10 protein-coding genes are annotated in these 13394 nt (G+C 59.7%); 1 reads left to right on the forward strand and 9 read right to left on the reverse strand.

The window, feature by feature from the left end; genetic code table 11:
• Positions 1–229: 229 nt before the first annotated feature.
• The 9 genes from ACODTO_RS20525 to ACODTO_RS20565 all read right to left on the reverse strand — a co-directional run bounded on the left by ACODTO_RS20525 (position 230) and on the right by ACODTO_RS20565 (position 11615).
• Positions 230–991 carry a secretin N-terminal domain-containing protein gene (locus ACODTO_RS20525; RefSeq protein ID WP_042729783.1) on the reverse strand — a complete coding sequence of 254 codons (762 nt, stop codon included), beginning with the start codon at positions 989–991 and terminating at the stop codon, positions 230–232.
• A gap of 190 nt (positions 992–1181) precedes the next feature.
• Positions 1182–3380, reverse strand: coding sequence for a hypothetical protein (locus ACODTO_RS20530; protein WP_489106975.1), 2199 nt, complete (start codon positions 3378–3380; stop codon positions 1182–1184).
• A 362-nt stretch (positions 3381–3742) separates the two neighbouring features.
• A complete protein-coding gene (locus tag ACODTO_RS20535) occupies positions 3743–4168 on the reverse strand; it encodes a GNAT family N-acetyltransferase (RefSeq protein ID WP_489106976.1) in 426 nt (141 codons plus the stop codon).
• A complete protein-coding gene (locus ACODTO_RS20540) occupies positions 4161–5327 on the reverse strand; it encodes a ribosomal protein uL16 3-hydroxylase (RefSeq protein WP_139643807.1) in 1167 nt (388 codons plus the stop codon). The genes ACODTO_RS20535 and ACODTO_RS20540 overlap by 8 nt, the downstream gene beginning before the upstream one ends.
• Positions 5328–5411: 84 nt before the next feature.
• On the reverse strand, positions 5412–6782 hold the full coding sequence (gene purB, locus ACODTO_RS20545; RefSeq protein WP_175362088.1) for an adenylosuccinate lyase: 1371 nt from the start codon (positions 6780–6782) through the stop codon (positions 5412–5414).
• Positions 6783–6905: 123 nt separating this feature from the next.
• Positions 6906–7529: a high frequency lysogenization protein HflD gene (gene hflD / locus ACODTO_RS20550; protein WP_139643800.1), complete on the reverse strand. Its 624-nt coding sequence runs from the start codon at positions 7527–7529 to the stop codon at positions 6906–6908.
• Entirely contained in the window at positions 7526–8650 is a 1125-nt protein-coding gene (mnmA, locus tag ACODTO_RS20555; RefSeq protein ID WP_139643797.1) for a tRNA 2-thiouridine(34) synthase MnmA, read from the reverse strand. The genes hflD and mnmA overlap by 4 nt, the downstream gene beginning before the upstream one ends.
• A gap of 59 nt (positions 8651–8709) precedes the next feature.
• Positions 8710–9156 (reverse strand): NUDIX hydrolase, encoded by a 447-nt coding sequence (locus ACODTO_RS20560; RefSeq protein WP_464709294.1) that lies wholly within the window; start codon positions 9154–9156, stop codon positions 8710–8712.
• A 233-nt stretch (positions 9157–9389) separates the two neighbouring features.
• Positions 9390–11615 carry an NADP-dependent isocitrate dehydrogenase gene (locus tag ACODTO_RS20565; RefSeq protein WP_489106977.1) on the reverse strand — a complete coding sequence of 742 codons (2226 nt, stop codon included), beginning with the start codon at positions 11613–11615 and terminating at the stop codon, positions 9390–9392.
• Positions 11616–12097: 482 nt separating this feature from the next.
• On the opposite strand from ACODTO_RS20565, the gene icd reads away from it, so the two are divergent.
• Positions 12098–13354, forward strand: a complete 1257-nt coding sequence (gene icd, locus ACODTO_RS20570; RefSeq protein ID WP_024779303.1) for an NADP-dependent isocitrate dehydrogenase — start codon at positions 12098–12100, stop codon at positions 13352–13354.
• Positions 13355–13394 lie beyond the last annotated feature (40 nt).

Below are 13394 nucleotides of genomic sequence, written 5' to 3' on the forward strand. Positions count from 1 at the left end.
CTTCGTTCCAGTCGCAACCTCGTCAAACACACCTTGTGGGCGGTACAGACACGAATCGGCTTGCGGGGTAGTTGCAAGCGGCGACCCGAAGGCCCTTGCCAGGGCCCCTGATTAGCGGGAGCGAGGCCATCATGCCTTCGGTTTTTTGGCTCGTCAAACGTTTTGTAGTGCTTTTTTTCAAGCACTACATCTTTGGTCTAATACGACTCATCAGTCAGTTTTTGGTGCTTCAGTTCAGGGTGTCGACCTTGACCCGTAAAATCATGTCATCGCGGCCCTGGGTCGAGTAGCTGCGGGTCAGGCCCTGTTTATCGGCCTGGGTCTGACGATTCACGCCGGCCAGGGTGATCCATTCGCCCAGGCGTCCGCTGACGGTTGTGTCGGTACTTTGCACGTTCACTACATCGGGACGTTCCTGGCTCATGCGGTCACGGTTGGTACTGATGCTCAAGTGAACGGTTTCGCCGGTGACGCTGGCGGTGACGTAGAAACCCTGGGTGACGTTGCGGTATTCGGTCTGGCTTTGCACGCGACCGTAGTTGTCGCTCTGGCTGCTGGTGAACGGTACGCTCTGACCCACCTGGATCAGGGCCGGCTGGCCTTCGCTGGCCTGCACCTGCTGCACGCCGCCGTCGCGGCTGGCGGTACTGCGGTTGATGATGCGGGTCTGGCTGGGGGCGGCGCCGTTGATGGAATAGCCCTGGTCACCCTGCAGGTTGTTCTCGTTGGTGTCGACCGTGATCAGCAGGCGCTTGGGGGCGGTGTCCAGTTGTGCCAGGAACTGGCGCAGTTCTTCGATCTTGCCGGGCTCGCCATTGACGATCAGTTGATTGCCATAGGCGCTGACCTGGCCGTCCTTGCCCATGAAATTCTGCGCCACCGGCAGCAAGTCGGCGCTGGTGCGGTAATTCAACGGGACAATTTGCGTGTCGGCCATCACAGACAGGCTGCACCCCAGTAGCAGGGTGGTCAGGAGGGTGCGTAGGGACATTCCATTTCTCCGCGGGACAAAGGCTTGATATTGCCAGTTTGTCGGCCCAGCGTGGTGCAAGTTGAATGATAGACAGCAAAACGCCCCGGCATCGGAAGATGGCGGGGCGTATTCATGGACAGGCGTCTGGTGGAGTCGTAGGTGGCGAACCGTCTATCTTATGAGCTTGTCTCGGGAAGTTTGCCGTGCTTCAACTGACGATGACGTGTATTCGGCTTGATTGGTTGTCATACATGCTGTCGCCCCTGTCGTTCATCCTCAAGAATATGTCTCCGGTCTTCTGTTCTCCTCGTTCCTCCGAGTGCCAGGCGGGCAGCGGTGTCCCGTTTTCTCCCCACTTATAGATGAGCTGGCCATATCTGGCGCCTGGCCCGCTGTAGGGATAGGACGTGTCGCCGACGATGGAAATAAGTTTTTCCGATACGCCTGCCGGGCCGCAATCTCCTGAAATCGAGGCAACCGTAGTGGTGAGCGCCGGGGCCCCCCAGTTGTTTTTTCGTGAGACGGCCGGTGCATCGAGCGACATGAATATCGGCTCACTGGAATTGCCCAAGTGAACGATCTTGTCCCAATTCTGATGTCTGGTGATGCCGCACCTGACCCAACCGCTGTCCGGGATGACCGTAACGAATACGAGTTCTCCACTGGGTCTAAATGTGCCGACGTAAACCTGCAGGGCTCCGTAGCACCGGGTAAGCCGCTCGTCAGGAATATTCATTCTCAGATAAAGTTCACCTTGCTCGTTCAATGTGCTTGCATAGTGCTCGTTATAAATCGGCAAGGCCTTGTCTTCTTCCCCAAATTTATAAACCAACTGTCCGACATAGGCTCCCGGCCCATTGAAAGGGAATCTGTTGTCACCGCTGGCTATAGGGTAATTGGTGTCGCCGCCCGCTTTGCAGTAACCATGATGGGCGTACTCCCATGTGTCGGCAGGCAGGGGGATCGGCACTGGAAAAGTAACGCTTGAAGATACAAAGGAGACCAGCCAGTCTCTGCTGACGGCTACGCTGGCATTTTGTGGAGTCCGCGTGTTCGCATCGACTGTGAGTATGACCCCTGTGCGGTCGTGGCGCGTCGTGTCAGGCGTTCTATTCCATATAAAGCCATATTCTTTTATGTCCTTGTATATGTTCAAAGCGACACCTACAACGTCCCCTGTAAGAGGAATGCCACTCCGTCCCCCGCTTGGAGGGGTGTATGCGCCGCTTCGTATAAGACCAAGTATTTTATCCACAAACGGGACGATCTCGTTTAAACGACCAGTCACTTCGTGGACGACCTTGTCGGCGGCTGAATCGGAGCGGGCAACCTGAATATATCGATTATTTGACCAACCATTACCATCGTTGGCGACTAGCCCAAACCTAATCTCCGGCAGATCTTCGGAGAGGATAATATTCCAACTTCCAAACTGGTCTGCATAACCGCTGCCCCATATTTTGTTTCCGACATAAGCCTCGTAGATGTCAATTTTCGAATGGGGAGCGGCGGTTCCGGACACCATTGGACGCCGCGATACCTGAGCGTCCTCGCCGGGCCTGTCGATGCTCAGGGCAGTGTTCTGTCTTGGGGGTGGATTGCTCGAGTTCGATACATTGACATATCGATTGTTCGACCATTGTTTGCCATCACTGGCAACCAAACCAAACCGGGTCTCTGGCAGATCCTCGGGAAGATCGATGCTCCAATACCCATATGGGTCGGTATAGCCACTGCCCCATATCTTGTTGCCGACATTAGCCTCATATATATCTATCTTTGAATTGGGTTCGGCGAATCCGGCTACCGTCGGGCGTCGTGGTACCTGATAATCCTCGTAAGGGTACCAGATGAGCAGAGAAAAAGACGGCGTCGGAGAGAGAATGCCCTCTGTTACAGTGACATATCGATTGTTTGACCATTGTTTACCATCATTGGCAACCAGCCCAAATCTGGTCCCTGGCAGATTTTCGGAAAGTGTGATGGTCCAGAATCCATATTTGTCGGCATGGCCGCTACCCCATATCTTGTTTCCGACATTAGACTCATAAATATCTATTTTTGAATCGGGTTCGGAGATTCCGGATATCGTGGGGCGTCGTATTACTCGGGCATCCTCTTCGGGGGTGTTAATGAGAAACTCCCAATCCCGTACTTGGACATAACGATTATTCGACCATTCACCATTTTCCGAGACTACTAGCCCAAACCTCCCCAGCGGCAGGTCTTCGCTGGGTACAAGGGTCCAGTTGCCACTGGCATCTGCATAAGTGCTACCCCATATCTTATTACCGACATTGGACTCGTAGAGCGTGATGGCAGCGTTTGGGCTGCTGGTGCCTGTCACTTTGGGTCTGCGGGCGACTGCAATCTCATCATAAAGGGGATTTAGAATCATAGCTGTCATTTCACTTCTCCATTCGGCATAAACATAAACTGAAGGATTGGAAAAGCTGAACTCACACACTGTTCTGGGTGCCCATGTGTGCAACGCCTAGGCAGCAGACCTAACTTCATCGTCTTTTCCAAGTTTCAGTTCGATGCTAGGGGCTGCCGATTCAAGCGGCTACTGTCAGAAATGGCAGTATTGACCAACGGTTATCTATTTGTCGGGAGGGGATTTAAGGAGGCTTTTGGTATTCGATGAAGAACCAAAAAAAAGCGGCCATCTCACGATGGCCGCTTTTTTGCCGATCCATTTATTTGGGTAACCTGCATGCAAGCCCATGGCTTTCTTGCTGGTGCTCGATCAATCGTGGGGCGCAGCGCTCAGGCGCTACCGCGCACCATATCCACATGAGGAATCCCGGCCTCCAGGAACTCCTCGCTGACCACCGCAAAGCCCAGCCGCTCATAGAACGGCGTGGCATGTACTTGGGCGCTGAGCTTCTGTTGCTTGAGCCCGCGTTTCTCGGCTTCGGCGATCAGTGCGTGCATCAGGGCATCGCCCACTTTCAGGCCGCGCCAGTCCTTGAGCACCGAGACGCGGCCAATATGACCGTCGGTCAGCAGGCGTGCGGTGCCGATGGGGAAGTCGCCTTCGAAGGCGAGGAAGTGCACCGCGCCCTGATCGTCGGCATCCCATTCCAGCTCGGGCGGGACGGACTGCTCGACAATGAACACGCTCTCACGAATGCGCCGGATCTCGGCGTTATCCTTTTGCCAGTCTGCGACACGAACGTGGATTTTATTCATCGGCGAACCCCAGGCTGCCTTGTTTGACCAGCTCGCAGATCAGGCCGCGGCCGTCTTCGTCGGCCAACCATGGGCCGAGGTTTTCAATGTGCAGGGCATCGGCCGCGCAGATCATTTTCAGCAGCTCGCGCAGCTTGCCCGGCAGGTAGCGGCTCTGGCCGCTGGCGAACAGCAGCAGGTCGTCATCGACTTCCGACCAGGCCAGGCGCGCGCTCGGGTTGCGGATGATCACGGCGCCTTGTTCCAGGCCGGCCAGCAAGTCGTCCTCTTCCAGTTCCGGGCCAACTACCAGTTCCGGGTAGCGTGGCTCGGTCATGAACTGGCCGAACCAGGTCAGTAGCAGGCGTTCGTCGCTCATGTGCTCGGCCAGCAAACCCTTGAGGCGGTCGAGGGCGTCGTGCTGGATCTGGTGCGGATCGCTCACCGGGCGCGCGTCGGCGTCGGTGTAGCGTTCCTCGTCCGGCAGGAACTGGCTGAGGAAGTCGGTGAAGTGGGTCAGCACTTCGGCGGCACTGGGTGCGCGGAAACCCACGGAGTAGGTCATGCAGTCATCCACGGCCACGCCGCAATGGGCCAGGCGTGGCGGCAGGTAGAGCATGTCGCCCGGTTCCAGGACCCACTCGTCGGTGGCCTCGAAGTCGGCGAGGATGCGCAGGTCGGCGTGAGGCAGCAACGGGCTGTCGGAGTCGCACATCTGGCCGATTTTCCAGTTGCGCTTGCCGTGGCCTTGCAGCAGGAACACGTCGTAGTTGTCGAAGTGCGGACCCACGCTGCCACCCGGGGCGGCGAAGCTGATCATCACGTCATCGATGCGCCAGCTCGGCAGGAAGCGGAAGTGCTCCAGCAGTTCGCTGACTTCCGGGACGAACTGGTCGACCGCCTGCACCAGCAGGGTCCAGTCGCGCTCCGGCAGTTTGCTGAATTCGTCTTCGGCGAACGGGCCGCGACGCAGTTCCCACGGGCGCTCGCCGTGCTCGAGCACCAGGCGCGATTCGACTTCTTCTTCCAGGGCCAGGCCGGCCAGTTCGTCGGCATCGATCGGGCTTTCGAAGTCGGGAATCGCCTGGCGGATCAGCAGCGGCTTTTTCTGCCAGTAGTCACGCAGGAACTCCCGTGCCGTGATACCGCCCAGGAGTTGCAGAGGAATGTCAGGATTCATGTGTAACCTATTGAAAAAATATACTTTTCAGACGCGAATAAAAACGCCCGGCGCGGCCGGGCGTCTCAAGGGTGCAGCCGTGTGTCAGATGCGCTTGGCTTGTGCCGCCGCGTTGCCGATGTAGCTGGCCGGGGTCAGCTTCTTCAGCTCCGACTTGGCATCGGCAGGCATGTCCAGGCCGTCGATGAAAGTTTGCAGCGCTTCGGGGCTGATGCCCTTGCCACGGGTCAGTTCTTTCAGTTTTTCGTACGGGTTCTCGATGTTGTAGCGACGCATCACGGTCTGGATCGGTTCGGCCAGGACTTCCCAGCAGGCGTCCAGGTCGGCGGCGATCTTCTGCTCGTTCAGTTCCAGCTTGCCGATGCCCTTGAGGCTGGCTTCGTAGGCGATGACGCTGTGGGCAAAGCCCACGCCCAGATTGCGCAGCACAGTGGAGTCGGTCAGGTCGCGCTGCCAGCGGGAGATCGGCAGTTTGCTCGCCAGGTGCTGGAACAGCGCGTTGGCGATGCCCAGGTTGCCTTCGGAGTTTTCGAAGTCGATCGGGTTGACCTTGTGCGGCATGGTCGACGAACCGATTTCGCCGGCAATGGTGCGCTGCTTGAAGTAGCCCAGGGAGATGTAGCCCCAGATGTCGCGGTCGAAGTCGATCAGGATGGTGTTGAAGCGCGCGATCGCGTCGAACAGCTCGGCGATGTAGTCGTGCGGTTCGATCTGGGTGGTGTACGGGTTGAAGCTCAGGCCCAGTTCGTCTTCGATGAAGGCGCGGGCGTTGGCTTCCCAGTCGATCTGCGGGTAGGCCGACAGGTGGGCGTTGTAGTTGCCCACGGCGCCGTTGATCTTGCCCAGCAGCGGCACGGCGGCGACTTGGGCGATCTGGCGCTCCAGGCGATACACCACGTTGGCCAGCTCTTTGCCCAGGGTGGTCGGCGACGCCGGTTGACCATGGGTACGCGACAGCATAGGCACGTCGGCGAAGCGGATCGCCAGTTCGCGGATGGCTTGGGCGACCTGGCGCATCAGCGGCAGCATCACGTCGTCACGGCCTTCGCGCAGCATCAGGGCGTGGGACAGGTTGTTGATGTCCTCGCTGGTGCAGGCGAAGTGGATGAACTCACTGACGTTGGCCAATTCCGGCAGCTTGGCCGCCTGCTCCTTGAGCAGGTATTCGATCGCCTTGACGTCGTGGTTGGTGGTGCGCTCGATCTCTTTGACGCGCTCGGCGTGCTCCAGCGCGAAGTTGTCCGCCAGGGTGTTGAGCACCGCGTTGGCTTCGGCGGAAAACGCCGGGACTTCGCCGATGGCGGGGTGGGCGGCCAGGCGCTGGAGCCAGCGCACTTCAACCAGGACGCGGGCACGGATCAGGCCGTACTCGCTGAAAATCGGGCGCAGGGCCTGGGTTTTGCCGGCGTAGCGGCCGTCTACAGGGGAAACCGCAGTGAGCGAAGAGAGCTGCATGGGGTGTTCTCGGACAGTCGGGCAACGAAATGGGGCGCGTATCATACATGAAAACAAGCGCCGGTCCGTCGCCAACTGACCGGCGTATTACGCGTGATGAAGTAAAAAACGGGTTGAGGCGACTTATTCGTTGCGCATCAACGGGTAAAGCTCTTTCAGCAATTTGCGCCGGCTGATCACCAACTGCCAGCGATGCCCACCCAGTTGCCGCCACAGCCGTGCCGAACGGATGCCCGCCAGCAACAGGGCGCGAATCTTCGAGGCGTTGCTGGGTTGCTGCAGGTTGCGCATATCGCCGTGCACCTGGATACGCTGGCGCAGGGTGCTCAAGGTGTCCTGGTACAGGGCGCCGCAGGCGGCCACGACGTTTTCGTGAGAGGGGCCGAAGTGCTCGACCTGGGACTGGATCTGCGGCAGGCGCTTGCCGATGGTGTCCAGCAGGTCGTCGCGCTTGGCGAGCTGGCGTTCGAGGCCCAGCATTGACAGGGCATAGCGCAGCGGCTCGCGTTGCAGGGCGCTGGGATCGCGCTCCAGGGCGCCGATCAGCGCGCGATAGCCTTCGCGCAGGTTCAAGTCGTCGCCGCCGTAGACTTCCAGGGTGTCCTTGGGGTCGCGTACCAGCAGGCTGCCGAGCATGCAGCTCAGGCCGGCCTCGGAGGTCTGGCCGGTCTTGGCGATCCGGTCCACCAGCACTGCGGCCAGAAACACACCGCCCAGCGCCGTCAGTTGCTCCTGGGTCGGGCTCATGCCTTGCTGCTCCATGGCTCTGCGACTTCGATCACGCCGCCGCCCAGGCAGATTTCGCCGTCGTAGAACACCACGGACTGGCCGGGGGTGACTGCCCGTTGTGGATCGTCGAAGGTGGCACGGTAGCCCGTGGCAGTCTTTTCCAGCGTGCAGGGCTGGTCGCTCTGGCGATAGCGCACCTTGGCCGTCAGGCGGCGCGGTTCGCTCAGGTCGATCGGGTTGACCCAATAGATGTCGGAGGCGAGCAGGGCGCGGGAAAACAGCCAGGGGTGGTCGTTGCCCTGGCCGACGATCAGCTCGTTGTGTTCCAGGTCCTTGATCAGCACGTACCACGGCTCTTCGCCGGCGTCTTTCAGCCCGCCGATGCCCAGGCCCTGGCGCTGGCCGATGGTGTGATACATCAGGCCATGGTGGCGGCCGATGACTTCGCCTTCGGTGGTCTTGATCTCGCCCGGCTGGGCCGGCAGGTATTGCTTGAGGAAATCGCTGAAGCGCCGTTCGCCGATGAAGCAGATCCCGGTGGAATCCTTCTTCTTCGCGGTGGCGAGGGCGTGTTTCTCGGCGATGGCCCGGACTTCGGGCTTTTCCAGTTCACCTACCGGGAACAGGGTCTTGGCAATCTGCTCGCCGCCGACGGCATGCAGGAAGTAGCTCTGGTCCTTGTTCGGGTCCAGGCCCTTGAGCAGTTCGGTGCGCCCGTCGATGTCGCGGCGACGCACGTAGTGACCGGTGGCGATCAGGTCGGCGCCCAGCATCATGGCGTAGTCGAGGAACGCCTTGAACTTGATTTCGCGGTTGCAGAGGATGTCCGGGTTCGGTGTGCGACCGGCCTTGTACTCGGCCAGGAAGTGCTCGAACACGTTGTCCCAGTACTCGGCGGCGAAGTTGGCGGTATGCAGCTTGATGCCGATCTTGTCGCACACGGCCTGGGCGTCCGCGAGGTCGTCCATGGCGGTGCAGTATTCGGTTCCGTCGTCTTCTTCCCAGTTCTTCATGAACAGGCCTTCCACCTCATAACCCTGCTCGATCAGCAGAAGGGCGGAAACGGAAGAGTCCACGCCGCCGGACATGCCGACAATGACGCGCTTCTTGGTGGTACCGGAAGGAGCTGGATCACGCATAGGGATTCAATGAGTGTCTTGAAAAAGGACGCGATTCTATCAGGCCCGGGCGCGCAAGGCTAAAGGGAAGGACGGATCAGTGCCAGGCTGTGGCGATGGCCGGCCAGATAATCGTCGATGCAACGGATGATCAGCTCGCTGCGCCAATGGTCGCGTCGTTCGAGCAGTTCGTCGCGGGTCAGCCATCGGGCGCCCAGGATGCCGTCGTCCAGTTGATAGTCGGGGTGGTGTTTGAGTGCCTTGGCGGCGAAGCAGACCCGCTGGTAGGTCACGCCATTGCTGGGGGCGGTGTACAGGTAGATGCCGATCACGCTGGTGGGCTCGACGTCCCAGCCGGTTTCTTCCAGGGTTTCGCGCACGGCGGCTTCGATCAGGGTCTCGTCCGGGTCCAGGTGCCCGGCGGGCTGGTTGAGCACGGCGCGCCCGCCCTTGGATTCCTCCACCATCAGGAAACGGCCGTTGTCCTCGACGATGGTGGCGACGGTGATGTGGGGTTTCCAATCCATGTGGTTTCCTCGAAATTTGAATAGTGAAACACAAGCCCTGTGGGAGCGAGCCTGCTCGCGATAGCGGTGGGTCAGCCAATACAAGTGTTGGATGATAAACCGCTATCGCGAGCAGGCTCGCTCCCACAGGGGCGGTGAATTCAAAAACTGCAGCTGATCCCCAGCCAGAAGGGAATGGGCTGGAAACACAAACCCCGGCACAAGGCCGGGGTTTGTGGTGCTTCCTTACAACCTTACACCAGCGCAGCGATGGCCGCGTTGAAGGTTGCGCTCGGGCGCATGGCCTTGCTGGTCAGCTCCGGGTTGGCGAAGTAGTAACCGCCGATGTCCACCGGCTTGCCTTGAACGGCATTGAGCTCGGCAACGATCTTTTCTTCGTTGTCGGTCAGCGTCTTGGCCAGGGTGGTGAACTGTGCCTTGAGGGCTGCGTCGTCATCCTGGGCGGCCAGTGCCTGTGCCCAGAACAGGGTCAGGTAGAAGTGGCTGCCACGGTTGTCGATACCGCCGACCTTACGCGAAGGCGACTTGTTGCGGTCCAGGAACTCGCCAGTCGCCTGGTCGAGCGTCTTGGCCAGCACCAGCGCTTTCTGGTTGTTGTAGGTCACGCCCAGGTGTTCCAGGGAAGCGGCCAGGGCCAGGAATTCGCCCAGGGAGTCCCAACGCAGGAAGTTTTCTTCCAGCAGTTGTTGAACGTGCTTGGGTGCCGAACCGCCAGCGCCGGTTTCGAACAGGCCGCCACCGTTCATCAGCGGCACGATGGAGAGCATCTTGGCGCTGGTGCCCAGTTCCATGATCGGGAACAGGTCGGTCAGGTAGTCGCGCAGGACGTTACCGGTCACCGAAATGGTGTCCTTGCCTTCGCGGGTACGAGCCAGGGTGAGCTTCATCGCCTCGACCGGCGACATGATGCGCAGGTCCAGGCCGCTGGTGTCGTGATCCTTCAGGTAAGCCTGGACCTTCTCGATCACCACGCCGTCATGGGCGCGCATCGGGTCCAGCCAGAAGATCGCCGGGGTGTTGCTGGCGCGGGCACGGTTGACGGCCAGCTTGACCCAATCCTGGATCGGTGCGTCCTTGGTCTGGCACATGCGGAAGATGTCGCCAGCCTCGACGCTCTGCTCCAGCAGGGTGCGACCGGTGCTGTCCGAGACGCGAACCACGCCGTCGGCCTTGATCTGGAAAGTCTTGTCGTGGGAGCCGTACTCTTCGGCTTTCTTGGCCATCAGGCCAACGTTCGGCACGCTGCCCATGGTGGTGGGGTCGAAGGCGCCGTTGGCCTTGCAGTCTTCGATCACCGCCTGGTAGATGGTGGCGTAGCAGCGATCCGGGATCACGGCCTTGGTGTCGTGCAGCTGGCCGTCGGTGCCCCACATCTTGCCGGAGTCACGGATCATGGCTGGCATCGAGGCGTCGACGATGACATCGCTCGGCACGTGCAGGTTGGTGATGCCCTTGTCGGAGTTGACCATCGCCAGGGATGGGCGTGCCGCGTAGACCGCCTGGATGTCGGCTTCGATCTGCGCCTGCTGCTCGGCCGGCAGGGCCTTGATGCGGGCGTACAGGTCGCCGATGCCGTTGTTCAGGTTGAAGCCGATCTGCTCCAGCACCTGGGCGTGCTTGGCCAGGGCGTCTTTATAGAACTCGGCGACGATCTGACCGAACATGATCGGGTCGGAGACCTTCATCATGGTGGCCTTGAGGTGAACCGACAGCAGCACGCCTTTTTGCTTGGCGTCTTCGATTTCGGCGGCGATGAAGTCGCGCAGGGCCTTCTTGCTCATCACGGCGCAATCGAGGATCTCACCGGCTTGCACGGTGGTCTTTTCCTTCAGGACGGTGGCAGTGCCATCCTGGGCGATCAGCTCGATTTTCACGCTGCCGGCGGCGTCGATCAGTGCGGCTTTTTCGCTGCCGTAGAAATCACCGGTGCTCATGTGGGCCACGTGGGATTTGGAGTCGGCTGCCCAGGCGCCCATCTTGTGCGGGTGCTTGCGGGCATAGTTCTTGACCGACAGCGGTGCGCGGCGGTCGGAGTTGCCTTCGCGCAGGACCGGGTTCACGGCGCTGCCCTTGATCTTGTCGTAACGGGCCTTGGCTTCTTTGTCGGCTTCGCTGGTCACGGTTTCCGGGTAGTCCGGCAGTGCGTAGCCCTGGGCCTGCAATTCCTTGATCGCGGCCTGCAGTTGCGGCACCGAGGCGCTGATGTTCGGCAGCTTGATGATGTTGGCTTCAGGCGTAACGGCCAGGTCGCCCAGTTCGGCGAGGTGGTCGGCTACGGCTTTGTCACCCAGTTGCTCGGGGAAGCTGGCCAGGATGCGCCCTGCGAGGGAGATGTCGCGGGTTTCCACGGCGATCTCGGCCGAAGCGGTAAAGGCTTCGATGATCGGCAGCAGTGAATAGGTGGCGAGGGCGGGCGCTTCGTCGGTGAAGGTATAGATGATCTTCGAGCGGGTGGGCATATTCGGATTAACTCTCTTCTTTGCTAAAGCATGCGCAGAAACTCGAGGGGCGCCGGGTAAGCGCGTTCGTTCAAAGTCAGCCGTGAGCCGAATGTCGAGGTTTCTTCGCGGTGATGTTGGGTGCATCAGTCGAGCGTCAAGCGGTCGGGCCGCGGTAACGGTCCGGCTTTGCAACTGGCGGGAAGGCCCTTGGTAGAGCAGTCAGCCGTAGTGACCCTGCGGTCAGCGGCGGCATTATACATAGGTAGCTGGCAATCTGCCGATGGTTCATAGACCTCCGTACACGTCCATTGGTCTAAACGTCGCAGGTCCGGCGTGCTGGGCTATGCTCATATTTGGCGTTTTTCCCTTGTTTTTCAGGCTTGTACGCCGCGAACTGGGCGACTTTCCCGCCGATGGGTCTAACGTAGGGTTTGCGCGTCGATTCAACTGGGGTACGCTCGAACGCAGCCAGATGTTCAATCCAAGCAATGGAGTTCAGCATGGGGTATCAAAAGATTCAGGTTCCAGCCGTCGGTGACAAAATCACCGTCAATGCAGACCATTCTCTTAATGTTCCCGACAACCCGATCATCCCCTTCATCGAAGGTGACGGCATTGGTGTCGACATCAGCCCGGTCATGATCAAGGTTGTGGACGCTGCGGTTCAGAAGGCCTACGGCGGCAAGCGCAAGATTTCCTGGATGGAAGTCTATGCCGGTGAAAAAGCCACCCAGGTCTACGACCAGGACACCTGGCTGCCCCAGGAAACCCTGGATGCGGTCAAGGATTACGTGGTTTCCATCAAGGGCCCCCTGACCACGCCGGTCGGTGGTGGTATTCGTTCGTTGAACGTGGCCCTGCGTCAGCAGTTGGACCTGTATGTCTGCCTGCGCCCGGTGCGCTGGTTTGAAGGCGTGCCGAGCCCGGTGAAGAAGCCAGGCGACGTGGACATGACGATTTTCCGCGAGAACTCCGAAGACATCTACGCTGGCATCGAATGGAAAGCCGGTTCGGCCGAAGCCACCAAGGTCATCAAGTTCCTGAAAGAAGAAATGGGTGTCACCAAGATCCGTTTCGACGAGGATTGCGGCATCGGCGTCAAGCCGGTCTCCAAGCAGGGCACCAAGCGTCTGGCGCGCAAGGCCTTGCAATATGTGGTCGACAATGATCGCGATTCGCTGACCATCGTGCACAAAGGCAACATCATGAAGTTCACCGAAGGTGCCTTCAAGGAGTGGGCCTATGAAGTGGCAGCCGAGGAATTTGGCGCCACGCTGCTCGACGGCGGACCGTGGATGCAGTTCAAGAATCCGAAGACCGGCAAGAACGTGGTGGTCAAGGACGCCATCGCCGATGCGATGCTCCAGCAGATCCTGTTGCGTCCGGCTGAGTATGACGTGATCGCCACCCTCAACCTGAACGGCGACTACCTCTCCGACGCCTTGGCGGCGGAGGTGGGCGGTATCGGTATTGCGCCGGGTGCCAACCTCTCCGACACCGTGGCGATGTTCGAAGCCACCCACGGTACCGCGCCCAAGTATGCGGGCAAGGACCAGGTCAACCCGGGGTCGTTGATCCTGTCGGCGGAGATGATGCTGCGTCACATGGGGTGGACCGAAGCAGCCGACCTGATCATCAAGGGCACCAACGGCGCGATTTCGGCCAAGACCGTGACCTATGACTTCGAACGCCTGATGGAAGGTGCCAAGCTGGTGTCGTCCTCTGGCTTCGGCGATGCCTTGATCTCGCACATGTAAGCGGATCGACGTGCAATAAAAGACGCCCGGCTCGAGTGAT

This window comes from Pseudomonas sp. FG13, from assembly GCF_057809755.1.

Bases quoted from the DNA above. Each gene is read 5' to 3' on its own strand.
- ACODTO_RS20560 (WP_464709294.1), bottom strand. From the start codon at position 9,156: ATGGATTGGAAACCCCACATCACCGTCGCCACCATCGTCGAGGACAAC.
- hflD (WP_139643800.1), bottom strand. From the start codon at position 7,529: ATGAGCCCGACCCAGGAGCAACTGACGGCGCTGGGCGGTGTGTTTCTG.
- ACODTO_RS20535 (WP_489106976.1), bottom strand. From the start codon at position 4,168: ATGAATAAAATCCACGTTCGTGTCGCAGACTGGCAAAAGGATAACGCC.
- ACODTO_RS20565 (WP_489106977.1), bottom strand. From the start codon at position 11,615: ATGCCCACCCGCTCGAAGATCATCTATACCTTCACCGACGAAGCGCCC.
- ACODTO_RS20525 (WP_042729783.1), bottom strand. From the start codon at position 991: ATGTCCCTACGCACCCTCCTGACCACCCTGCTACTGGGGTGCAGCCTG.
- ACODTO_RS20530 (WP_489106975.1), bottom strand. From the start codon at position 3,380: ATGACAGCTATGATTCTAAATCCCCTTTATGATGAGATTGCAGTCGCC.
- purB (WP_175362088.1), bottom strand. From the start codon at position 6,782: ATGCAGCTCTCTTCGCTCACTGCGGTTTCCCCTGTAGACGGCCGCTAC.
- ACODTO_RS20540 (WP_139643807.1), bottom strand. From the start codon at position 5,327: ATGAATCCTGACATTCCTCTGCAACTCCTGGGCGGTATCACGGCACGG.
- mnmA (WP_139643797.1), bottom strand. From the start codon at position 8,650: ATGCGTGATCCAGCTCCTTCCGGTACCACCAAGAAGCGCGTCATTGTC.
- icd (WP_024779303.1), top strand. From the start codon at position 12,098: ATGGGGTATCAAAAGATTCAGGTTCCAGCCGTCGGTGACAAAATCACC.